Here is a 20,805-nt window from a genome sequence, read left to right on the forward strand (position 1 = left end):
GCTGAACGATCCTTCCCGCTCGCCGGCGTTAACGCTTGGGAGGGCTCAGGAGCCAGCCTTCTCCAGCGCCGCCAGTTCGTCCTCGACCTGCTTCATGCGTTGCTCGGCCACTGCCTGCACGCCGGGGTCGCTGGCCGTTTGGCGCATCAGCGTGGTCAACTTTTCGCTCAGGCGCTTGCCTTGCTCGGTGTTCTCCAGGGCCTGGGCCTTGGCGGGGTCCTGGGTGGCTTCGACGATGGTGGCGAATTCGGCGTCGCTGAAGTTCTTCTCGCTGTATAGCTTATAAAGGTCCTGACGCTGGTCCTCGACGGTGAGGTGCTTGCGCAGCACGGCCTCGATCTGCGCCTGGTCGAGGCCTGGGTGGGTGCGGGTGAGCAGGGCGGCCATGCGCCCGATGTTGTGCTCGTAAGCATCCTGCAACGGCAGCTTGTCCAGGATCTGTGCCTCGCGTGTGGGTTTCTGATCGCAGGCGGCGAGGGCGGTAAGGAACAGCAGCGGCAGCAGCGACTTCGGCAAGCGGGGCATGGGATGGCCTGGGCGGGGAGTGAATGGTGCGATTATACCGATTTGCAGTGACGCGTTGCCTGGGGTAGAACGTGGCCGACTTCACTGTGTTGGCGCCGCCATGCCTGACTGGATCATTCAAGAGCCTACCCGCGATGCCATCGCCGAAATCGTCGCCTTCGTCGACACGGCGCGCCGCACGCTGTTTCCTCTGCTCGCCACCAGTCCGTTGCCCAAGGACCTGGCGCAGTTCGCCGAGACCTATCTGGACGGCAACGGCCATTTTCTCGTGGCGCGCGATCAGGGCCGCCTGATCGCGGCCATCGGTTATCTGCCGTACGACCATCGCTTCGCCCAGCTGGATTACTGCGGCCAGCGCGTGGTCGAGGTGGTACGCCTGTTCGTGCTGCCAGGGTATCGGCGCCATGGCCTGGCCGGCGCGCTGGTCAAGGCGTTGACCAGCCACGCCGTGGCCGCCGGCGTCGAGTGTCTGTACCTGCATACGCATCCCTTTCTGCCAGGGGCGATCGGCTTCTGGCAGGGGCAGGGCTTCACCATCGTCGATGTGGAAGCGGATCCAGTCTGGCAGACCACGCACATGGAAAGGGTCTGTATTTCGGAAGATTCCGACAAACCCTATTCCCGGTAATCACCCCGTTCATTTCGCTCGCGCCTCGCTTGGCTTACCGTCCGAGTAAACCAACTGTGAGAGGAGTTCTGCCGATGGCGCACATTGCCCTGTACAAGCTCAAATTGTTGGACGAGTTCGAGGATCGCCACGATGATTGGACCTATGCCGACTTCGAACGTCGACTGGAGCAAGTGCGGCCCACGCCCCATGGGCAAGATGCCAAGGCGGTCATCATCACGGCGCACAAGGATGGCGCGTGGCCCCAGGTGGTCAAGCGCTTCTTGCTGACCTTTTACCACCTGCAAGGTCGTTTCAGTGCGGAACTGCGCAAGGTATTCGATGAGGTGGTGGCCACGATGAATCCGTTCGAGAGAAGTGCCTGGGGCGTGGGCGAGCAGTGACGCTGCGGGCCGTGCCGCGAATGAGCCAACGCCCTTGCGCTTGCTGAGCAAGCCCTCAGAGTCCGCCCGAAATCGGCCATTCCACTGCCAGGCGAATCTGGTTGCCGTCGAGTTCCGCCTGGGCGGTGTTGCCGCGGTGCAGGTTATGCCGCAGGGAAACGGTCGTTCCTTTGGCCTTGCCGCTCTGCACCACATAGCGCGCTTCGAGGTCACGTTCCCAATGCTTGCCACCCTTGCCGTAGCCCAGATACGCATAGCCACCGTTAGGATCCACGTGGGTGCCGTCGATGTCGAAACCGCGTACGTACAGCGCCGAGAGATTCAACCCGGGCACGCCGAAAGCGCCCATGTCGAGGTCGTAGCGCGCCTGCCAGGACCTTTCGTTGGGTGCGTTGAAGTCGGACATCTGCACCGCGTTTCCAAGAAAAATCGCTCCCCTGGTGACATAGTCGAACGGTGTATTGCCGTCGACTTGTTGCCAGCCAAGGCTGAACGTCTGCGGGCCCTGGGCATAGCGCGAGACCAGGCTCCAGGTGGTGTTGTCGATCTGCCCGGAATAGGCTTTGCCGGTGTCGAGGGTGCGGTACAGATTCAGGTCCAGGCTCAGGCTGCGACGGTCGTCGAACGCATGGCTCAGGGTGCTGCCCAGGTAGTGCTGGTTCCAGTTGTCCTCATAGCGTGAGGTGTACAGGCTGGCACTGAATTCGGCGGCAGGGTTCCAGACCATCCCGGCAAGGTCGAAGCTGTTGCCTTGGCGTCCATCCGAGTAGTTGACCACGAAGCCCTGGTCGTGGCTGGAAGCATTGCGGTCGGTACTTTCGTTGAAATGACCGGCAACCAGCTTGAGTGTGTCGATTTCCGTGCTGGTGAGGAAAAAACCGGTCGCTGTTTCCGGCAGCAGGCGGCTGTCGGAAGAGCTGAAGACCGGCGTCTTCACGCGCTGTTCGCCGTACGACAGTACGGTATTGGACATGCGTAGCTTGAGCGCTGCGCCAGCCCGGCTGTATTCATTTTTCGGGTGACCTTCGTTGTCCAGCCCAAGTAGCCGCGCCTTGCCGGCGCGACCGCCGCCGCTGTCGAGTTGCACGCCCAGATAAGCATGGGCATCGACACCCAATCCGATCAGCCCCTGGGTAAATCCAGAGTTGAATGTGCCCATCAGGCCGTAGGCCCATTCCTCGGCCAGACCGTTGCGTTGGTCTCGGGGCTTGTAGGCATTGCGGGCTCCGCTGTTGCGCGCGCCATGCTTGTAGTCGCGCTGGTCGAACACGCTGCGGTTGAGCAGGCTCCAGGTGCTGTCCTCGATCAAGCCCCGGCTCTGGCTTTGCGCCGAATCGGCCAGAGCCAGGGGTACGCTACCCAGCAATGGCAGTGCCAGCAACCAGCGGCTCATTGACCGGCCTCCAGGTGGCGCAGCTGAGTGGTCAGGCGAACCTTGGCGCTCAGGCAGGCTGGCAGGCAGCTCGGCTGCGGCGGTGTCGCCGACCTGGATGAGCATCACCATGCCCATGGCCAAGTGCGGGATGCATTGGATGCCGTAAAGCCCAGGCACCGTGAAAGTGTGCTCGAAGGGCTGATTGAGCTTGCTCTTGAACGCCTCGGCGCCCTCCGGCAGGAGCCCTGGCAGGCTCGCGGCATTGTGCCCGCTCATGGTCGGTAGAAAACGCACGGTGTCACCTGGAGCGATATGCAGGTGATCCGGTTCGTACACCATGGCGCCAGCGTCTGTGCGATTGAGCATCTTCACTTCATGCACCTGGGCCAACGTGGCAGGGGCGAACAGGGCGCTGGCGAGCAGCAGGGCGACGGGACGTGACATGGTGACTGCTTCCTGTCTCAAGGGGCGCGGAAACGCAAGATGCGCGCGCCATCAAAAGGGTCGGTGAGGTAATGCGCGTGAACGCCGAAGGTGCTCAGCAGACGCGTGGGGGTGAGCACGTCCGACGGCTTGCCAAGGGCCACCAGTCGGCCCTGGTCCAGCACTGCGAGGCGGTCGCAGGTCAGGGCCTGGTTGAGGTCGTGCAGCGCGACCAGCGTGGTCACCGGGAGTGCTTGTACCTGGCGCAGCAGGCCGAGTTGGTGCTGGATGTCCAGGTGATTGGTCGGCTCGTCGAGCAACAGCACCCGTGGGCGCTGGGCCAGGGCGCGGGCGATATGCACCCGCTGGCGCTCGCCGCCGGACAACGAGCTCCAGATCCTGGCCCGCAGATGCAGGGCATCGGCATCGAGCAGCGCCTGTTCGACGATGGCGTGGTCCTCCTGGGAGAACGGTGCCAGCGCCGACAGCCAGGGCGTGCGGCCAAGGGCGACGGCGTCGTAGACGCTGATGGCATCGAGGGTGTCCGCTTGTTGCTCGACCAGTGCCAGGGCCTGGGCGATACGCCGCCGAGGCATGCCGGCCAGTGGCTCGCCGAGCAGCGTTACGCCGCCGCTGGTGGGGGCGCGCAGACCAGCCAGAAGTTTGAGTAGCGAGGATTTGCCTGAGCCATTGGGGCCGACGATACCCAGCGTTTCACCGGGGATCACCTCGAGATCGATGTCGCACAGCACCGCTCGACCACTCAACTCAAGGCCGAGCCTGGCACAGCCGAGAGGGGCGATGTCTGGGGTGGGCATAAGGGTCATGGCTGCCTCCGTCGGCTGACCAGGATCAGTGCGAACACCGGCGCGCCGATCAACGCGGTGACCACGCCGACGGGGATCACCTGGCCGGCAATCAACGTGCGTGACAGTACGTCGGCGGCGATCAGGAACAGCGCACCGCCCAACGCGCTGGCCGGCAGCAGGCGACTGTGGCCGGGACCGAGCAAAAGACGCAAGGCATGCGGGATGACCAGTCCGACGAAACCGATGGCGCCGACGATCGAGACCATCACTGCGGTGACCAGCGCCGCGCAACTGATCAGCAGCAATTGAGTACGGCGTACGGGAATGCCCAGCGAGGCGGCGGAGTCCGTCCCGAAGGTGAAGGCATCCAGGGCGCGGCGGTGCCACAGGCACACCATCAGGCCGCCTAGCGCCACCGGCAGGGCCAGCCATACCGAAGGCCAGCGCACGCCACTGAGGTTGCCCAGCAGCCAGAACAGGATGCCCCGCGCTTGCTCGGCCGTCGCCGACTTGGTGATCAGGAAGGCGGTCAGGGCGTTGAACAATTGCGACCCGGCAATGCCGGCGAGTATCACCTGGGCGTTGTTGCTGCTTGGGCCGGCCGCGCGGGCCAGTACCAACACCAGAATGAACGCTGCCAGCGCGCCGATGAAGGCTCCACCGGACAAGCTCAAGGCAATGCTGCCCCAACCCAGCAGGCCCACCAACACCGCACCGGTCGAGGCGCCTGCCGACAGACCCAGCAGGTAAGGCTCCGCCAGCGGGTTGCGCAGCAATGCCTGGAGGATCACGCCGCAGGTGGCCAGGCCGGCGCCGCAAGCGGCCGCGACCAGCGTGCGGGTGAGGCGGTAGTTCCAGACGATGCCGGCATCGATGGGGTCGACCGGGTAGCCGGCCTGCCACAGATGGTTGGCCAGCACCCGGTAAACCACCTCCGGGGCCAGATTGCTCTCGCCGATGGCGGTGCCCACCAGCAGGGCGGCGAGCAGCGCCAGCAGGGCCAGGAAGAAGGCGGTCAACGAACGGCTCATCACGGTGTCGCTTTACCGCTGGCGAACGCTGCCGCGAGTGTTTGCAGGCCACGGAACAGGCGAATGCCTGCCTGCATGGCGTCAGCGTCGAGGATGATGATGCGGTCGTTCTTCACCGCGTCCATGTTGCGGGTGACCGGGTCGCTGCGGAGGAATTCGAGCTTCTTTTGGTAGTCGTCGGCGGGGAAGCGACGGCGGTCCATGCGCGCGATGATCAGCCAGGTGGGATTGGCCTTGGCCAGGGTTTCCCAGCCCACGCTCGGCCATTCCTCGGTCGACTCGACCACGTTGCGTACGCCCAGGGTACGCAGCATGAAGTCGGCCACGCCCTGGCGTCCGGCCACGTAGGGGTCGATGTCGAGGTCGGCGCTGGAGAACCAGAACAGCGCCGAGGTATCGCTCAGGTCCTTGCCGGCCAATTGCTGGCGGGCGCTGGCCAGGCGCTGTTGCAGATCGGCGTTGAGCGCCTCGCCCCGCGCTTGCACATCGAAGATCTCGGCCAACTGACTGATGCTCTTGTAGATGCTGTCGACCTGGAATGCCTGCAAGCGAGTGCCGTCGGCACCGACCAGGTTGTCCTTGCCTTCGCAGTCCGAAGGCAGCAGGTAGGTGGGGATGTGCAGTTCGTCGAATTGCTCACGGGTGGCGACCACGCCTTGGGCGCCGACCATCCATTCGAACTGTACCGCCACCAACTGCGGGCGCTTGCCGACCACGGCTTCGAAGCTCGGGTCGTTGTCGGCCAGGCGCTCGACCTTGTCGTTGAGTGCCTTGTACTCCGGCAGCACGTTGTTGAACCACAAAGAGGTACCGACCAGCTTCTCGCCAAGGCCTAGCGCATACAGCATTTCGGTGCCGGCCTGGCCGATGGTGACCACGCGCTCGGGGGCTTGGGTGAAGGTCTGCGTGGTGGTGCAGTTGGGCACGCTCAGCGGGTAGTGGGTGGCGGCCGCCTGGGCCATACCGGTCAGACTCAGTCCGGCAAGCAAAGTGGCGAAACGTGGCAGCATGCTGGTCGATCTCCTATCGGACAGTTCACGGAGGAACCCACGGACAGGCATCGCCAGCGCGCGCGCAAAGGCGAACGGCACCGGTACAGATGGCCAATCCCGGACACCCCGCCGGTTGGTGAATGTAGGCCGGCAGGTCTCCTGACTGGTGCGTCATCGCCCAGCTCCAGCCTTCCCGGATCGGAGATCCAGTGGCATCGATGGAGCGGGCTCGGCACCTACAGTTGCGGGGGCAGTTCCGTTTGACTCGCCTGGGCGAGTCGGGGATTCCCTATTAATTCCGTGGTGGAAACCGGCGGGCCGCATGGTAGACCATCCGGCCGCTCGGTGAAACGCATTTCAGAAGTACTTGAGCCAGCGGATGTCGCGTCGGCGTGCCTTGAGGCGAGCGAAGCTGCGTACCGGCAGGTACAGCACCGCTGTTAACAGCAACGCCATCAGCCACACCGAGGCGATGCCATCGAACCCGAAGTAGTCGCCGTGGTTCAGCCCGAACAGCGCCACGCAGGTCACGTACAGCAACTTGAGTACGTACAGGTGCAACAAGTAGAAGAACATCGGGGCTGCGCCGAATACCGCCAGCATACCGATCCAGCGCACCGCGCCTGCACGTTCGAAGGCGCGCAGCAGCAACAGCCCACAGCCGAGGGTCAGGGTGAGGAACAACAGGGACGGTGGGTATTTGGTGATGTTGAAGAAGCTCATCGCGGTGTGGGTGAAGTCGGGGTAGACACTCCAGGGCGCCTCACCGTACCCGTTGAGCAAGCGCAGCAGAACGAAGCCGGCCAGGGCGACCAGGCCGACCACCAGCAGCCGCTGCTGGCGTCGGTCGGCCGCGCTGCCACGGGCGAACCAGGGCCCCAGACCATAGCCCAGGGCGATCACGCCGATCCAGGGCAGCACGGGGTAGGACGTGCGCAGGCGCATCGCCTCGGAGACTTCCAGCCAGCCACGGTCATGCAGAATCGCCCAGGGTACGTGCAGCGCGGACTCCGCGCCGAAGTGCAGACCATCGAGCAGGTTGTGCCCAGCCACGATCAGGACGCCGATAGCAAGCAGCGCGGGGCGCGGCAGCCATACCAGCAGCGACAGGGCGATCATGCTGATGCCGATGGCCCAGATCACCTGCAAGTAGATGACGCTGGGGGGGAACTGGAAGGTCCAGGCGAAGTTGACCAGGGTGAACTCCAGTACCACCAGGAACAGTCCGCGCTTGAACAGAAAGGCCGACACATCGCTACGGCCCTGATGCTTCTCGCCGTACAGCCAGGCCGACAGCCCGGTGAGCAGGACGAACACTGGGGCGCACAGGTGCGCCAGGGTTCGGCTGAAGAACAACGAAGGCTCGGTGGCGTCGATGGTCATTGGATCGCTGACCTGGCGATGCAGAAAGAAGGTATCGCGGACGTGGTCCAGCAGCATGAACAGGATGACCAGGCCGCGCAGGGCATCGATGCTCTGCAGGCGCTGGGTGAGCAGGGTGGGCGTGGCTGAGGCGCTTGTCATGGGTGAGGTCGCAGTCAGGAATGAATATCAAGTGAAACGTTATCTTATAACAATAAAGTGAGCTGTGGTAGCTCCATTTCCTCCCCGGCGACCTCTGGGAAATGTCAGCCAAATCATCAGGTTCTGCGGTTTCAGTGGGATGGGTTCAAGGGTCTTGGCGCGGTTAGCGTCCGCGCCGGCGCGACACCCGGGCCTCGATGTTCTTGCGCCCGATCAGCAACGGCGGCTTTTCCACCACCGGCTCGTCTGCCAGCCACTTGTACATCACCAGGCAATCCACCAGCCCCAGGCGGGCATGACGAAACGCCTTGGGCAAGCGGCCGACGGTCTCGAAGCCGAGCTTCTGCCAGAGCGCCACGGCCACTTCGTTGCTGGCCACCACCGAGTTGAACTGCAAGGCCAGAAAGCCCTCCTGGCGCGCCTGTTTCTGCGAGTGTTCGCACATCAATCGTGCCACCCCACGCCCACGGGCAGCTTCGCAGACCACATAGCCGCAGTTGCCGACATGGCTGCCGGGGCCAGCGGCATTGGCCTTGAGGTAATAGGCGCCGAGCAATTCGCCGTCCTGTTCGGCCACCCAGCTGTGCAGGGGCAGTTCCAGCCAGTGCCGGCGAGCCTGTTCGAAGCTCATGTCAGGAGCAAGGGCATAGGTTTCGCAGGCCTGGATCACGGCCTGGAAGGTTGGCCAGAATCGTTCGAAGTCGTCTGGGGTCATGGGGCGTAGAAGGGTCATGGCATTACCTGCAATGGCTGGGGCGCCAAGTCTGGGTCGGCAGGCGCCGCCACGCAAGGGTGGCGACGCTAATCCGGCTCAGCCGTCGGCCTTGCCCACTGCATCCATTGCGCGCGCCGAGTACACCAGCGCGGCACCAGCGTTCATCGCCACGGCCACGCCGAGGGCTTCGGCGATTTCTTCGCGAGTGGCGCCGTGCTTGACCGCCTGTTGCGAGTGCACCGCGATGCAGCCATCGCAGCGCGTGGTCACCGCGACGGCCAGGGAGATCAGTTCGCGGGTCTTGGCGTCCAGATGGTTGGTCTTGGCGCCGGCGCCGCTGGCGGTCATGTAGCCAGCGACGGTGTCGGGGGACAACTGCTTGAGATCGCCGATGCCGGCCATCAACTGCTTACGGTAGGCGTCCCAGTCCATCATGCTCATCGTCTTCACCTTGTGCGGTTGGGGAGGGTGAGCTTTCAGGCTAGACGATGGTGGGCGGCGGAGCCGCCCGGGTGGGTATCAGATGTAGATGAAGATCAGGACCAGGGCAGCGACGACGGCCCACTTTTCCAGGTAATAGCGGGTGCGGTTGCGCTTTTTCAGGGCCTTGCCGCGCTCACGGATCTTGTAGATGCGGGTGAACAGACGGTTGATGCCGCCGGTCTTGTCGCTGGCATCGTTGGGTGCGGCTGCTGCGGACATCACGTTACGGCTGAACCAGCGGTTGAAAGCAGTGGCCCAGCGGTACTTGAGCGGGCGCTCGATGTCGCAGAACAGGATGATGCGGTTGTGTTCGGTGGTGTTGGCGGCGTAATGGATGTAGGTCTCGTCGAAGATCACCGCTTCACCGTCACGCCAGGAATATTTCTCGCCGTCCACATCGATGTAGCAGCCGTCGTCGTTGGGCGTATCCAGGCCCAGGTGATAGCGATAGGAACCGGCGTAGGGGTCGCGATGGCGAACCAGCTTGGCACCCGGCGGCAAGGTGGCGAACATCGCTGCCTTGACCGTACCGATACCTTGCAGCAGCTCGGTGGTGCGTGGGCACAGGTTCATCGCCGAAGGGTGGCTCTCGCCATACCACTTCAGGTAGAAGCGCTTCCAGCCAGTCTTGAAGAACGAGTTGAAGCCGACGTCGTCATAGTTGGCGGACTTCTTGATCTCACCCACGTGCAGCAATTGCTGCGCTTCTTCGCGGATTTCCTGCCAGTGGTCCTTGAGCGGCTGCAGTTCGGGGAACGCCTCGACCGGCAGGTACGGCTTGGCCGGATGCCGGGAGAACAGATAGAGGAAGCTGTTGATCGGCGCAAGGAAACTGGAGTGGTCACCCAGCTGGCGCGTCAGCTTGTGACGCACTCGACCGCGCAGGTGTACATAGGCGATCGAAGCGACGAAAAGAAGTACGAGTGCAATTTTCATGGACGTTTACTTGTCGAAAAATGGCCATGTGACATGGCTTGAGCCCGCCAGCATAAACAATCACGGGACGGGTTTGTACTGAATGTTGGCCCTACGTGGGTCGACTTAGGTGTAACGTTCCCTTGTCTACGCAAACGATTCACCTGCAAGGAGCCGATATGGCCGAAGACCTACGCCCCACCGGCAGCCCCTTCAAACGATTGTTTTTCGCCCTGCCGGTAGCCGAAGCCCAGCGCGGTGCCATTGGCCAATGGCGAAGCGCGCTGGGCTTGCGCAGTGGCAAGCCGGTGCCCAAAGACAACTTCCACCTGACTTTGCTGTTCCTGGGCGATGTGGATGCCGTTCAAATGCCGGCCATTCAGGCCGCGGTCGACAAGCTGGTACTGCCCGACGCTCCGCTGCGTCTGTCGCTCGACCGTCTGAACGTCTGGCCCCGCCCTGGAGTGCTGGTGCTCGAGCCGCAGACCACGCCGCCCGCCCTGCGCCAGCTGGTCTACGCCCTCGAGCAGGCGCTGTTGCCGTTGGGCATCGCCCAGCCGGCGCGCGACTACCGGCCGCACCTGACCCTTTCGCGGGACTTCCGTGGCCAGCCCCCTGAAGCATCGGTGGCCCCAGCGTTTTTCATGGCCGCCCGGCATTTCACCCTCTACGAGTCGCGCAAGGGACGCTATTGGCCCTTGGCAGAGTGGCCGTTGACCTGAACCATCAAACCGGCAGGCTCTGGTAGGGCAGTTCCTCTCCAGGACTGCGGGCGAATTGGCGCTTGTATTCGCGGCTGAACTGCGACGTGCTCTGGTAGCCCACCCGATGGGCCGCCTGCGCTACGCCCAGGCCTTCGCCGATCAGCATCTGTTGCGCCTTGAGCAGGCGCAGGCGCTTGAGGTACTGCATGGGGGCCATGTCGGTGCAACGCTTGAAGTGCTCATGGAAGGTCGAGACGCTCATGTTGGCGCGTGCTGCCAGGTCTTCGACGCTCAGCGGTGCGGCGTAGTGCTCGCGCAGGTGGGCGAGGGCGGCGGCGATGCGGGCGAAGTGTCCCTGTTGTTCGACCAGCGCCCGCAGCACACCGGCCTGGGGCCCGCGCAGTGCGGTATACAACACCTCGCGGACCCGCGCAGGGCCGAGCACCCGAGCGTCCAGCGGGTCTTGCAGACACTGCAGCAGGCGTTCGACGCTGGCGCGCATCGGCGCGTCCAGCGCTGCCGAAGTCATCGATTGCGGGGTTTGCGCCTGGACCGCCGGATCAGGGGGCAGGTCCATGCTTTGCACCAGCTCGCTGAGCACGGTGCGGTCGATATCGACGGCCACGCCGAGCAATGGAGCTTCGGCCGTGGCGAAGGTTTCGCACATGAACGGTACCGACAGCGCCTGTACCAGGTAATGTCCCGCGCCGTATTCCAGGGTCCGCGGCCCCAGGCGAGCGAGTTTGCTGCCCTGGGCCAGGATCATCAGGCTCGGTTCGTAGATTTGCGGGCTACTGGCCACATAATGGTCCCAACTCAACACCTGAACCTGGGGTAGAGGAGTAGGAACGAAGCCTGGCCGCGTGACGAGGTTGCGGATCAGCGTACAGAGCGAAGCGTTGGCGTCGACATGACGAGTCAATTGCATGGTAAGCCCGGGCAGAGAATCAGACACTGAAATGATCGCAGATTGGCCGCAAGGCGCCAGAGGCAGAAGGTTAACTTCGGAGAATTCGGCATGCATGCCGGAGGATCAGTCGTGGGCGTGGGTGGGGACGGTGCGGATAATGAGCGCCACTGAATCGTTTCACTCCATGAGGTCCTGTATGTACACCGCTATCGGTTACGCTGCCCAAACCCCCACCAGCCCATTGGCGCCGATGTCCTTCGAGCGCCGTAGCCCGCGTGCGGACGATGTCGCCATCGATATCCTGTATTGCGGGGTGTGCCACTCCGACATCCATCAGGCGCGCAACGAGTGGGGCATTGCCGTGTACCCGCTGATGCCGGGTCACGAAATCATCGGGCGAGTGACCGCGGTGGGCGACAAGGTGTCGGCACATAAGGTCGGGGACCTGGTCGGGGTTGGCTGCATGGTCGACTCGTGCCGCCACTGCGAAGCCTGCGCCAAGGACCTCGAGCAGTACTGCCTGGAAGGCCCGACCATGACCTACGCCACCCCCGACCGGGTCGACGGCAGCAACACCATGGGCGGCTACTCCAGCAGTATCGTGGTCAACGAACATTTCGTGGTGCGCATTCCTGCCGGCATGGACTTGCCCAGCGCCGCGCCGATCCTCTGCGCCGGCATCACCACCTACTCGCCGCTCAAGCACCACGGTGTGGGCCCCGGCCACAAGGTCGGCATCCTCGGCATGGGTGGATTGGGCCATATGGGTATCAAGCTGGCCAAGGCACTGGGCGCCGAGGTGACGCTGTTCACCCGCTCCCAGGCCAAGGCCGAAGAGGCCCGCCGCCAGGGTGCGGATCACGTGATCGTGTCTACCGACGCCGAGCAGATGCAGGCTGCCGCTGGCCGTTTCGACTTCCTGCTCGACACCATCCCGGTGCAGCACGACCTGAATCCTTACCTGGAAACCCTCAAGTTCGATGGCGTGCATATCCTCGTCGGACTGATCGAGCCGATCGACCCGGCTGTGCATGCGGCGAACCTGGTACTCAAGCGGCGGGTACTGGCCGGTTCGTTGATCGGCGGTATCGCCGAGACCCAGGAAGTGCTGGACTTCTGCGCCGAACATGACATCCGTTGCGATATCGAGATGCTGGATATCCGCAACATCAACCAGGCGTACGAGCGCATGATCGCCGGTGACGTGAAGTATCGCTTCGTGATCGACATGGCCACGCTCAAAGGCTGACTCCCTGGGCCCTCGCTGGTTCAGCGAGGGCCCTGCAGGAGCGGCTTCACCGAAGCGCCGCCTGCGCCTGGCAGCGTGCTCCTCTGGGCAACACGGCTGCTCTGGAAAAAACTCACTCGCCAACGGCCGCAACGGTTGTGGCACCTGGCTGTGGCGCGTACCATGCCGGGCATTCCTCCAATAACCCATCATGCGCCAACCCCGTCGAACTTCGGCGTGGGTCGTGTCTTCTATCGTCCTGTCCGCGTTACAGCGAGTCTTCTCCATGAATGGACCCACCCCCCTCGACATGCCCCCCACCGTGGGCAGCGGCAGCTGGCTGAGCGTGATCGCGCTGGCCCTGGCCGCGTTCATCTTCAACACCACCGAGTTCGTGCCGGTGGCATTGCTCAGCGACATCGGCCGCAGCTTCGACATGGGCACCGCCCAGGTCGGCCTGATGCTGACCATCTATGCCTGGGTCGTGGCGCTGGCCTCCCTGCCGATGATGCTGCTGACCCGCAACATCGAGCGCCGCCGCCTGCTGTTACTGGTTTTCCTGGTGTTCGTTGTCAGCCATCTGCTGTCGTGGTTGTCGCAGAGCTTCGCCATGTTGCTGGTCAGCCGCATCGGCATCGCCTTGTCCCACGCAGTGTTCTGGTCGATCACCGCTTCGCTGGCGGTGCGCGTGGCACCGCCTGGACAGCAGGCCAAGGCACTCGGGCTGCTGGCCACCGGTACCACGCTGGCGATGGTGCTGGGGATTCCCTTGGGACGGGTGGTGGGCGAGGCACTGGGCTGGCGGGTGACCTTCCTGAGCATTGCCGGTGTAGCGCTGGCCACCATGCTTTGCCTGATGAAGTCGCTGCCGCTGTTGCCCAGCCAGAACTCCGGTTCGTTGCGCAGCCTGCCGATCCTGTTCAAGCGTCGAGCCCTGGTGATCACCTACCTGCTGGTGACCCTGGTCATCACTGCGCAGTTCACCGCCTACAGCTACATCGAGCCGTTTGCCCTGCACGTGGCGCAGATCGGCGGCGAGCGCACCACGTTGCTGCTGTTGCTGTTCGGTGGCGCCGGGGTGTTTGGCTCGGTGCTGTTCAGTCGTTACAGCGACCGCTTTCCCCAGGGCTTCTTAATCGGCTCGATCGGCCTGTTGGCGGCCTGCCTGCTGTTGCTGCTGCCGCTATCAGGCAACTTCTACGTTCTCGCTGGTTTGAGCGTGTTCTGGGGCGTGGCGATCCTCAGTTTCAGCCTGTCGTTGCAGTCCAGGACCCTCAAGCTGGCCTCCGACGCGACCGATGTGGCCATGGCGTTGTTCTCGGGCATCTACAACATCGGGATCGGCGGCGGTGCGCTGCTGGGCAGTGTCGTCAGCAGTCAACTGGGCGTTGCCTCCATCGGCGTGGTGGGAGGCGTGGTCGCACTGATCGGGCTGGCCATCGCGGTGGCCAGCAGCCGCCGTTTCAGTGAGACGCTGGCGTCCTGATTCAGCCCAGCACGGCGGCCCATGCCGATATCAGCAACAGTCCTGCCAGGGCGCGGTTGAACCACACCAAGCGCCCAGGCGTCTGCAGCCAGCGGGCGCTGCCGACACCCAGCGCCGCCCAAAGCGCCATGCACGGCAGGGCAACCAGCAGGAACACCAAGGCCAATTGCCACACCGGCAGCGAGGGTGCAGCGAAAACGCCTATCACGGCCACAGCCATGAGCCAGACTTTGGGGTTGACCAGTTGCAGCGATGCCGCGCCGACCACCCCGAAATGACTCGAGCCCGCCTGATCGAGCGGCTCGCCGGCGCTGCGCAGCATGCCCACGGCCAGCCAGCTCAACCACAGCACTCCCGCCCAGCTCATTGCCTGCTGCACCAGTGGATGACGCACCAGTAACTCACCAAGCCCCAGTCCGACAGCCAGCACGATTGCCGCCGCGGCGCCACAGGCGGCCAGTATCGGTGCTACGCTCGCTCGCAGGCCTTGCCTGGCGCCATGGGCAAGGATCAGCAGATTGGTAGGCCCCGGGCTGATGCTGGCAACGAGGGCAAAAACGATGAAGGGCAACAACGCGTGCGACATGACGAACGTCTCCGATGGATCGAAGCACCATGTTCGCCGCTGGTCGGTCGCTAGTCTGGAAGGTTTGAGCAACGCCTGCGGTAATCCGCCGGCGTCAGGCGATAGGCTCGGCGGAACCAACGCCCCAGATGGCTCTGATCGGCGAAGCCGAGGGCTGCGGCGACCTCGGTGGGCGTCTGACCCTGGGCCAGCAGGCGCCGGGCCCGCGCCAGGCGCAGTTGGATCAGGTAGGCATGCGGAGCCAGGCCGAAGGCGACCTTGAACGCGCGGCTAAGGCGAAAACGGTCGACCCCGCAGGCCAGGGCGACCTCTTCCAGGCTGATGTCGCGCTCGAGGTTGGCGTGCAGGTAGTCACGTGCACGTTGGGCGGTCAGGGGCAGGCGTGGGTCGGGGTCAAGACGTTTGCGCCAATGCAGATGACGCGTCAGGCAAACGAGCAATTGGTCCATTGCGCTTTGCCGCACGATGCGCAGTTCCTGGTCATGCATGGCGCGAAAAGCCAGCGCGGTGGCAGTGGCCAGTTGCGCATCCTGGCACAAGGTGTCGGCGAAGCTGGGCAGGTTGTTGCTTGGCGCCTGTTCGAACACTGAGCGCAGCTCGGTTTCGAGCCAAGTCGGCTGCAGGTACAGGGTGGAGTAGGTGAACCCGTCAGCGGTGGGGGCATGGCCGTCGTGGATATCACCGGGCTCGAGCAGGAACACCTGACCCGGAGTGCTGTTGTGACGCACCCGACGGCAGTTGAATTGTTGCACGCCCTGTTCGGTGACACCGACCAGGAAGCTGTCGTGCCAATGCGGATCGTAGGCGTGACCGACGAAATGCGCACGCACCGACTCGATGCCGGTGTCGGCATCCTGCTTGAGGTCGATCCAGTCGCTCATGGCCGCGGGCTGCTGTTGGGAAAGGGTCGTTCACCTTAACGCACAAGCCCGACTCCGGTTTAGAAGAATTGTGCAGGTTGCAGTGCCGCGAACCGTTCACGCAGCCACAGATGCAGACGCGACACGGCAGGTGACAATTGCTTGCGGTGCGGGCAGGCCAGGGACACTGGCGTGAGTTCGCCCGGGAGCTCTGGCAACAATACCTCCAGATCTCCTGCCGTCACGTTGGCGCTGACATCCAGCCAAGACTTATAGGCAATACCTTCACCGAGAAGGGCCCAGCGGCGGACCACGTCGGCATCGTCGCTGAACAGTGGCCCGCTGACCTGGACCATACGATTGCCCAGGCGCCAGTTGTCGTAGATGCGCCCCAACTGCAGATAAAGCAGGCAGGCATGCTGCTGCAGGTCATCGATGGTTTGTGGTCGACCATGCCTGGCCAAGTAGCTTGGCGACGCCACCAGCACACGGCGGTTCCAGGGCGCCAGTGGCAGGGCGATATAGTTGGCTTCCTGATTGATGCCATAGCGGATGGCGACGTCGACCGGATCGCGAAACAGGTCGGCGATCTGATCGGACAGAAACAGGCGCAGGCTCAGTTCGGGATGGTCGCGGCGAAAATCGTTGAGCCAGGGCAGCAGGATATTGCGGCCCAGATCCGACGGCGCCGACACCTGCAGCACACCGCGCAGGCCGCTCTGCGCGCCGTGCAGGTTGTCGCGACCCTGGCGCAGGCTGTCCAGCACGTTCAAGGCGGTTGGCAAGTACAGCTCGCCTTCGGCGGTCAGTCGTAGGCTTCGCGTGGTGCGGGCGAACAGGCGCACGTCGAGTTCGCGTTCCAGGCGCTTGATCGCGGCAGCGACCTGTCCGGGTAGCAGATCGGCCTCATGGGCGGCGGCAGTGAAGCTGCCCAATGCACTGCTGCGCACGAACAGCTCCAGGTCATCCAGTCGAAGCATTTTCACTCCATCGGTGAAAGTGTTGCTGCATTCTGCAGGTTTTTATTTCCTGGAGGAAAGATAAGATGTGCGGCACTTCCCCGTCTCGCTTATTGGAGTTGCAGCATGGATACCGTCTCCCTGGCCAAGCGCCGCTACACGACCAAGGCCTACGATGCCACCCGCAAGATTCCTCAGGCCACTATCGATGCCCTGCTCGAGCAACTGCGTCACAGCCCGTCCTCGGTCAACTCCCAGCCCTGGCACTTCGTGGTCGCTGACACTGCCGAAGGCAAGGCGCGCCTGGCCAAGGCCACGGAAGGAGGCTTCGCCTACAACACGCCGAAAATCCTCGATGCATCCCATGTCATCGCCTTCTGCACCCGCACCGACATGACCGAAGCGCACCTGGCGGCAGTCCTCGATCAGGAGCAGCACGACGGCCGTTTCCGCAATGATCAGGCTCGTGCCGGCCAGGACCAGACCCGCCGCGGCTATGTCGACCTGCATCGCTTCGACCTCAAGGATCTGCAGCACTGGATGGAGAAGCAGACCTACCTGGCCCTGGGCACAGCACTGCTGGGCGCTGCCGCCCACGGCCTGGACGCCACGCCGATCGAAGGCTTCGACAGCAAGGCTCTCGATGCCGAGCTGGGCCTGCGCGAGCAGGGCTATACCAGCGTCGTGCTGCTGAGCCTGGGTTATCGCAGCGAGTCGGACTTCAACGCCGAGCTGAGCAAGTCGCGCCTGCCGGCTTCGACGGTGTTCACCTTCCTGTAAACGCCGTTCTACCAGAGGGCGGTCGAGGCCATAGTCAGCACACGGCGGAACGTCTCGATCGCCTGATCGATTTCGCTCTCGGTGGTGAAGCGCCCAATGCTGACCCGCACGCTGCGGCGCGCCCGCGCTTCATCCAGGCCCAGCGCCAACAGCACGTGGGATGGCGCGTTGCTCGCGGAGTTGCAGGCCGAGGTGGTCGACAGGGCCAACTCGCCTGCAAGCGCTGCATCGTTGAAACCCTGGGCTTCGATGCACAGGTTCAAGGTGTGCGGAATGCGTTGCGTCGGGCAGCCATTCAGCGTTATCCCTGGCAGGCCCAGCAGCCCCTCGCGCAGCCTACGGGCGAGCCGCTCGGTGCGCTGGTAATCGTTGTCACCCGGTTGGCCGGCGATGGCGAAGGCGCTGCCCATCCCGACGATCTGGTGGGTAGCCAAGGTGCCGGAGCGCAGGCCCTGTTCGTGGCCGCCGCCATGGATCTGCGCGCGCATCAGCGCCCGTGCCCGCGGGCCGACGTAGCGGGCACCGATGCCTTTGGGGCCATAGACCTTGTGCGCCGAGAACGACATCAGATCCACGGCCGTGGCGTTGAGGTCGATCGGCACTTTACCGACGGCCTGGGCGGCATCGACGTGGAACAGCGCGCCATGGGCGCGCACCCGCTCGCCGATGGCGGCGAAATCGGTGACAGTGCCCAGTTCGTTGTTCACGGCCATCAACGACACCAAGCGGGTATCGGCGCGCAATGCCGCGTCAACCCTGTCCGGTTGGATCAGACCATTGGCGTCGGGCGCCAGGCGAGTCACCGTCCAGCCCTGGCGTTCCAGCTCGGCGACGGTATCGAGCACCGCCTTGTGTTCCAGCTGGCTGGTGATCAGGTGCCCGGGTGTATCCAGGCCCTGGGCAATGCCCTTGAGTGCGAGGTTGTTCGATTCGGTGGCGCCGGAGGTCCAGATCAAGGCCTGCGGATCGGCGCCTACCCGCTCGGCGACCTGGCGTCGGGCCTGCTCCACTCTATCGCGTGCGGCTTGGCCGTGGGCGTGCCCACTGGATGCGGGGTTGCCGAAGTGCGCGTGGCGTCCGAGGCAGGCCAGCATGGTCTCGATGACCCGGTCATCGACCGGGGTGGTGGCGGCGTAATCGAAATAGAGCGGGGCGCTTGGCATAAGGCGGTTCCGTGCAGTGTCGCCATGGAATCGGCGATCTTCACCTCTTAGGGTAAAGATGCTGCGAAGAAGCTTTTCGCTCTTTAGAACCACTGCGTCGCCCGTGGTGATAAAAATATTCTCCTGCAATCATCATATGGAGAACATTGTTCTACCTTCTCCACTAGTCGGGGTGCGATCACGCCGGTTGTGAGCTTTTCTGCTCTTCCTCCATCACCACCCGTTCGCACAGTTCGATGATCTGTTCTCGCATCCAGCGGTTGGCCGGATCCTGGTCGGTGCTCTCGTGCCAGTAGAGGTGAGTTTCCAGGGGGGCGACGTCCACGGGCAACGGCTGGTAGCGCAACTGGTGGCGGCGGGCGAAACGCTCCGGCACGGTCATCACCATATCGGTCTGCTGCAGCACCTGGGAGGCCATCAGATAATGCTGCGAGCGCAGCGCGATCTTGCGTTGCACGCCCATCTTGCCGAGCGCCAGGTCGACATACCCCAGGCCATTGCGGCGGCTGGAGATGTGGATATGAGTCATGCCCAGATAATGCTCCAGGGTCAGCCGCGAGTCGGCCAGCGGATGGCCCTGGCGCAATGCGCAGACGTAGCGGTCCTGCATCAGCTTGACGTGGCGGACCTGGGGGTCGGTGTTGAGCGGCGCATCGACGGCGAAATCCAGGCGTCCGGCAGCGAGTTCCTTGGTGGTCTCACGGCGCTTGCAGAGGAAGCTCTCGATCATCACCGTGGGCGCCAGGCGACGCAGGCGCTGGAACAGTGGCGGCAGCACCACAGCCTCGGTGAGGTCGGTCATGCTGATGCGGAAGGTCTTGTTGGCCTGCTGTGGGTTGAAGATGCGGCTTTCCTGGACCGATGTGCGCAATAGTGCCAGGGCGTTGCGTACCGGGCCGATGATGTTCTGCGCCATGGGGGTGGGCACCATACCTTGTGCCGTGCGCACGAACAGCGGGTCATTGAAGGTATCCCGTAGCCGTGACAGCGCGTTGGAAACTGCCGGTTGGGTGATGCCGACGATCTGCCCGGCGCGGGTCAGGTTGGCTTCGGTGTAGATCGCATCGAAGACGATGAACAGGTTCAGATCGACCTTGCTGAGGTTCATGGGCGTGACTCTTATTGGTGTTATCGGTCGATCATATATCGGTTATGAATGTTAATACACGCAGAAAATAGACTAGGTGGATGACGTCCGGCTGTTCTAGGCTCAGCCCAAGTTTTCGAATCGTGAAGGTAGCCCCGATGGATTTCGCCTATTCGCCCAAGGTCCAGGCTCTGCGCGAACGCGTCAGTGCGTTCATGGATACCCATGTCTACCCCGCCGAGCCGGTGTTCGAACGTCAGGTTGCCGAGGGTGACCGCTGGCAACCCACCGCGATCATGGAGACGCTCAAGGCCAAGGCGCAGGCCGAGGGCCTGTGGAACCTGTTCCTGCCCGACTCGGAGTATGGTGCCGGGCTGAGCAACCTGGAATATGCGCCGTTGGCCGAGATCATGGGACGTTCATTGCTCGGGCCGGAACCGTTCAACTGTTCGGCGCCGGACACCGGCAACATGGAGGTGTTGGTGCGTTATGGCAGCGAAGCGCAAAAGCGCCAGTGGCTGGAGCCGTTGTTGCGCGGCGAGATCCGATCGGCGTTCGCCATGACCGAGCCGGAGGTTGCCTCCTCGGATGCCACCAACATGGCTGCTACCGCGATCCGTGACGGTGACGAATGGGTCATCAACGGCCGCAAGTGGTGGACGTCCGGGGCGTGCGACCCGCGCTGCAAGATCATGATCTTCATGGGCCTGTCCGATCCCCAGGCGCCACGCCATCAACAGCACTCGATGGTACTGGTGCCGACCGACGCACCGGGGGTGAAAATCGTTCGGCCACTGCCGGTCTTCGGCTACGACGACGCGCCCCATGGGCATGCCGAAGTGCTGTTCGAGAACGTGCGTGTGCCATACGAAAACGTGATTCTCGGTGAAGGCCGTGGCTTCGAGATCGCCCAGGGGCGCCTCGGGCCTGGGCGCATCCACCATTGCATGCGTTCGATCGGCATGGCCGAACGTGCGCTGGAGCTGATGTGCAAGCGCGCCGTCGCACGCACCGCCTTCGGCCGCCCATTGGCGCGGCTCGGCGGTAACGTCGACAAAATCGCTGACTCGCGCATGGAGATCGACATGGCCCGGCTGTTGACCCTCAAGGCCGCGTACATGATGGACACCGTTGGCAACAAGGTGGCACGCAGTGAAATCGCTCAGATCAAGGTGGTGGCGCCGAACGTGGCATTGAAGGTGATCGATCGGGCGATCCAGTTGCATGGCGGGGCAGGGG

The 20,805-nt window shown here is 63.6% G+C and carries 22 protein-coding genes, 1 pseudogene and 1 riboswitch; of the genes and pseudogenes, 7 read left to right on the forward strand and 16 right to left on the reverse strand.

All coding sequences use genetic code 11. The features are described 5' to 3' along the window. Positions 1 to 45: 45 nt before the first annotated feature. Positions 46 to 525: a hypothetical protein gene (locus KY379_RS14460; protein ID WP_133326923.1), complete on the reverse strand. Its 480-nt coding sequence runs from the start codon at positions 523 to 525 to the stop codon at positions 46 to 48. Between the two features lie 100 nt (positions 526 to 625). Between KY379_RS14460 and KY379_RS14465 the strand changes: the two genes are divergently transcribed. Next, positions 626 to 1,153, forward strand: a complete 528-nt coding sequence (locus KY379_RS14465; RefSeq protein WP_133326921.1) for a GNAT family N-acetyltransferase — start codon at positions 626 to 628, stop codon at positions 1,151 to 1,153. A gap of 74 nt (positions 1,154 to 1,227) precedes the next feature. After that, positions 1,228 to 1,536 (forward strand): hypothetical protein, encoded by a 309-nt coding sequence (locus KY379_RS14470; protein ID WP_133326919.1) that lies wholly within the window; start codon positions 1,228 to 1,230, stop codon positions 1,534 to 1,536. Positions 1,537 to 1,591: 55 nt separating this feature from the next. Here the strand turns inward: KY379_RS14470 and KY379_RS14475 are convergent, their stop codons facing one another. The 9 genes and pseudogenes from KY379_RS14475 to lpxO form a co-directional block, all read right to left on the reverse strand. After that, on the reverse strand, positions 1,592 to 2,929 hold the full coding sequence (locus tag KY379_RS14475) for an OprD family porin (protein WP_261240610.1): 1,338 nt from the start codon (positions 2,927 to 2,929) through the stop codon (positions 1,592 to 1,594). An 87-nt stretch (positions 2,930 to 3,016) separates the two neighbouring features. Then, positions 3,017 to 3,355 (reverse strand): annotated as a pseudogene (locus tag KY379_RS14480) (pseudoazurin); the annotation flags it as partial. 17 nt (positions 3,356 to 3,372) lie between these two features. Continuing rightward, on the reverse strand, positions 3,373 to 4,152 hold the full coding sequence (locus KY379_RS14485; protein WP_409977274.1) for an ABC transporter ATP-binding protein: 780 nt from the start codon (positions 4,150 to 4,152) through the stop codon (positions 3,373 to 3,375). Between the two features lie 5 nt (positions 4,153 to 4,157). Continuing rightward, positions 4,158 to 5,174: a FecCD family ABC transporter permease gene (locus KY379_RS14490; protein ID WP_261240593.1), complete on the reverse strand. Its 1,017-nt coding sequence runs from the start codon at positions 5,172 to 5,174 to the stop codon at positions 4,158 to 4,160. Next, positions 5,174 to 6,184 (reverse strand): ABC transporter substrate-binding protein, encoded by a 1,011-nt coding sequence (locus tag KY379_RS14495; protein ID WP_133326909.1) that lies wholly within the window; start codon positions 6,182 to 6,184, stop codon positions 5,174 to 5,176. Before KY379_RS14495 ends, KY379_RS14490 begins: the two co-directional genes overlap by 1 nt. 113 nt (positions 6,185 to 6,297) lie before the next feature. Then, positions 6,298 to 6,496: riboswitch (cobalamin riboswitch) on the reverse strand. Positions 6,497 to 6,523: 27 nt separating this feature from the next. Then, positions 6,524 to 7,690: a DUF1624 domain-containing protein gene (locus KY379_RS14500; RefSeq protein WP_261240594.1), complete on the reverse strand. Its 1,167-nt coding sequence runs from the start codon at positions 7,688 to 7,690 to the stop codon at positions 6,524 to 6,526. Between the two features lie 163 nt (positions 7,691 to 7,853). Beyond that, positions 7,854 to 8,423 (reverse strand): GNAT family N-acetyltransferase, encoded by a 570-nt coding sequence (locus tag KY379_RS14505; RefSeq protein WP_196172735.1) that lies wholly within the window; start codon positions 8,421 to 8,423, stop codon positions 7,854 to 7,856. A gap of 78 nt (positions 8,424 to 8,501) precedes the next feature. Further along, positions 8,502 to 8,846 carry a carboxymuconolactone decarboxylase family protein gene (locus KY379_RS14510; protein ID WP_133326903.1) on the reverse strand — a complete coding sequence of 115 codons (345 nt, stop codon included), beginning with the start codon at positions 8,844 to 8,846 and terminating at the stop codon, positions 8,502 to 8,504. A gap of 78 nt (positions 8,847 to 8,924) precedes the next feature. Next, a complete protein-coding gene (lpxO, locus tag KY379_RS14515; RefSeq protein ID WP_133326901.1) occupies positions 8,925 to 9,824 on the reverse strand; it encodes a lipid A hydroxylase LpxO in 900 nt (299 codons plus the stop codon). Positions 9,825 to 9,982: 158 nt separating this feature from the next. Here lpxO and thpR point away from each other — a divergent pair, with 158 nt between their 5' ends. After that, entirely contained in the window at positions 9,983 to 10,525 is a 543-nt protein-coding gene (gene thpR, locus KY379_RS14520) for an RNA 2',3'-cyclic phosphodiesterase (RefSeq protein ID WP_133326899.1), read from the forward strand. Between the two features lie 4 nt (positions 10,526 to 10,529). On the opposite strand, the gene KY379_RS14525 is transcribed toward thpR, so the two are convergent. Continuing rightward, on the reverse strand, positions 10,530 to 11,435 hold the full coding sequence (locus KY379_RS14525) for an AraC family transcriptional regulator (RefSeq protein WP_133326897.1): 906 nt from the start codon (positions 11,433 to 11,435) through the stop codon (positions 10,530 to 10,532). A gap of 178 nt (positions 11,436 to 11,613) precedes the next feature. Here KY379_RS14525 and calA point away from each other — a divergent pair, with 178 nt between their 5' ends. Together calA and KY379_RS14535 are read left to right on the forward strand one after the other, a co-directional pair. After that, positions 11,614 to 12,666, forward strand: a complete 1,053-nt coding sequence (calA, locus tag KY379_RS14530; RefSeq protein ID WP_133326895.1) for a vanillin reductase — start codon at positions 11,614 to 11,616, stop codon at positions 12,664 to 12,666. 265 nt (positions 12,667 to 12,931) lie between these two features. After that, a complete protein-coding gene (locus tag KY379_RS14535) occupies positions 12,932 to 14,131 on the forward strand; it encodes a sugar transporter (protein ID WP_261240600.1) in 1,200 nt (399 codons plus the stop codon). Between the two features lies 1 nt (position 14,132). On the opposite strand, the gene KY379_RS14540 is transcribed toward KY379_RS14535, so the two are convergent. Genes KY379_RS14540 through KY379_RS14550 form a run of 3 tightly spaced genes read right to left on the reverse strand, consistent with a single transcriptional unit; the run spans position 14,133 to position 16,557 of the window. Next, on the reverse strand, positions 14,133 to 14,717 hold the full coding sequence (locus KY379_RS14540; RefSeq protein WP_261240601.1) for a LysE family translocator: 585 nt from the start codon (positions 14,715 to 14,717) through the stop codon (positions 14,133 to 14,135). 50 nt (positions 14,718 to 14,767) lie between these two features. Beyond that, positions 14,768 to 15,598 carry an AraC family transcriptional regulator gene (locus tag KY379_RS14545; RefSeq protein ID WP_133326889.1) on the reverse strand — a complete coding sequence of 277 codons (831 nt, stop codon included), beginning with the start codon at positions 15,596 to 15,598 and terminating at the stop codon, positions 14,768 to 14,770. Positions 15,599 to 15,657: 59 nt separating this feature from the next. Beyond that, positions 15,658 to 16,557: a LysR family transcriptional regulator gene (locus KY379_RS14550; protein ID WP_261240603.1), complete on the reverse strand. Its 900-nt coding sequence runs from the start codon at positions 16,555 to 16,557 to the stop codon at positions 15,658 to 15,660. Positions 16,558 to 16,662: 105 nt separating this feature from the next. On the opposite strand from KY379_RS14550, the gene nfsB reads away from it, so the two are divergent. Then, entirely contained in the window at positions 16,663 to 17,316 is a 654-nt protein-coding gene (nfsB, locus tag KY379_RS14555; RefSeq protein ID WP_133326885.1) for an oxygen-insensitive NAD(P)H nitroreductase, read from the forward strand. A gap of 8 nt (positions 17,317 to 17,324) precedes the next feature. Here the strand turns inward: nfsB and KY379_RS14560 are convergent, their stop codons facing one another. Then, positions 17,325 to 18,479 carry a cysteine desulfurase family protein gene (locus tag KY379_RS14560; protein WP_261240604.1) on the reverse strand — a complete coding sequence of 385 codons (1,155 nt, stop codon included), beginning with the start codon at positions 18,477 to 18,479 and terminating at the stop codon, positions 17,325 to 17,327. Between the two features lie 178 nt (positions 18,480 to 18,657). Next, positions 18,658 to 19,587: a LysR family transcriptional regulator gene (locus KY379_RS14565; RefSeq protein WP_133326881.1), complete on the reverse strand. Its 930-nt coding sequence runs from the start codon at positions 19,585 to 19,587 to the stop codon at positions 18,658 to 18,660. 137 nt (positions 19,588 to 19,724) lie between these two features. Between KY379_RS14565 and KY379_RS14570 the strand changes: the two genes are divergently transcribed. Further along, a partial coding sequence (locus tag KY379_RS14570; protein WP_261240605.1) for an acyl-CoA dehydrogenase family protein occupies positions 19,725 to 20,805 on the forward strand: 1,081 nt, incomplete at its 3' end.

The organism is Pseudomonas sp. HD6422 (assembly GCF_025377065.1).
GTDB classification, from domain to species: Bacteria; Pseudomonadota; Gammaproteobacteria; order Pseudomonadales; family Pseudomonadaceae; genus Aquipseudomonas; species Aquipseudomonas putida_U.

What these genes read in the sequence shown, in the direction of transcription:
- KY379_RS14505 (WP_196172735.1), bottom strand. Translation starts at nt 8,423, where the DNA reads ATGACCCTTCTACGCCCCATGACCCCAGACGACTTCGAACGATTCTGG.
- KY379_RS14560 (WP_261240604.1), bottom strand. Translation starts at nt 18,479, where the DNA reads ATGCCAAGCGCCCCGCTCTATTTCGATTACGCCGCCACCACCCCGGTC.
- KY379_RS14525 (WP_133326897.1), bottom strand. Translation starts at nt 11,435, where the DNA reads ATGCAATTGACTCGTCATGTCGACGCCAACGCTTCGCTCTGTACGCTG.
- KY379_RS14485 (WP_409977274.1), bottom strand. Translation starts at nt 4,152, where the DNA reads ATGCCCACCCCAGACATCGCCCCTCTCGGCTGTGCCAGGCTCGGCCTT.
- KY379_RS14460 (WP_133326923.1), bottom strand. Translation starts at nt 525, where the DNA reads ATGCCCCGCTTGCCGAAGTCGCTGCTGCCGCTGCTGTTCCTTACCGCC.
- KY379_RS14545 (WP_133326889.1), bottom strand. Translation starts at nt 15,598, where the DNA reads ATGAGCGACTGGATCGACCTCAAGCAGGATGCCGACACCGGCATCGAG.
- KY379_RS14470 (WP_133326919.1), top strand. Translation starts at nt 1,228, where the DNA reads ATGGCGCACATTGCCCTGTACAAGCTCAAATTGTTGGACGAGTTCGAG.
- KY379_RS14550 (WP_261240603.1), bottom strand. Translation starts at nt 16,557, where the DNA reads ATGCTTCGACTGGATGACCTGGAGCTGTTCGTGCGCAGCAGTGCATTG.
- KY379_RS14500 (WP_261240594.1), bottom strand. Translation starts at nt 7,690, where the DNA reads ATGACAAGCGCCTCAGCCACGCCCACCCTGCTCACCCAGCGCCTGCAG.
- lpxO (WP_133326901.1), bottom strand. Translation starts at nt 9,824, where the DNA reads ATGAAAATTGCACTCGTACTTCTTTTCGTCGCTTCGATCGCCTATGTA.
- KY379_RS14535 (WP_261240600.1), top strand. Translation starts at nt 12,932, where the DNA reads ATGAATGGACCCACCCCCCTCGACATGCCCCCCACCGTGGGCAGCGGC.
- KY379_RS14565 (WP_133326881.1), bottom strand. Translation starts at nt 19,587, where the DNA reads ATGAACCTCAGCAAGGTCGATCTGAACCTGTTCATCGTCTTCGATGCG.
- calA (WP_133326895.1), top strand. Translation starts at nt 11,614, where the DNA reads ATGTACACCGCTATCGGTTACGCTGCCCAAACCCCCACCAGCCCATTG.
- thpR (WP_133326899.1), top strand. Translation starts at nt 9,983, where the DNA reads ATGGCCGAAGACCTACGCCCCACCGGCAGCCCCTTCAAACGATTGTTT.
- KY379_RS14465 (WP_133326921.1), top strand. Translation starts at nt 626, where the DNA reads ATGCCTGACTGGATCATTCAAGAGCCTACCCGCGATGCCATCGCCGAA.
- KY379_RS14490 (WP_261240593.1), bottom strand. Translation starts at nt 5,174, where the DNA reads ATGAGCCGTTCGTTGACCGCCTTCTTCCTGGCCCTGCTGGCGCTGCTC.
- KY379_RS14510 (WP_133326903.1), bottom strand. Translation starts at nt 8,846, where the DNA reads ATGAGCATGATGGACTGGGACGCCTACCGTAAGCAGTTGATGGCCGGC.
- KY379_RS14540 (WP_261240601.1), bottom strand. Translation starts at nt 14,717, where the DNA reads ATGTCGCACGCGTTGTTGCCCTTCATCGTTTTTGCCCTCGTTGCCAGC.
- KY379_RS14495 (WP_133326909.1), bottom strand. Translation starts at nt 6,184, where the DNA reads ATGCTGCCACGTTTCGCCACTTTGCTTGCCGGACTGAGTCTGACCGGT.
- KY379_RS14475 (WP_261240610.1), bottom strand. Translation starts at nt 2,929, where the DNA reads ATGAGCCGCTGGTTGCTGGCACTGCCATTGCTGGGTAGCGTACCCCTG.
- nfsB (WP_133326885.1), top strand. Translation starts at nt 16,663, where the DNA reads ATGGATACCGTCTCCCTGGCCAAGCGCCGCTACACGACCAAGGCCTAC.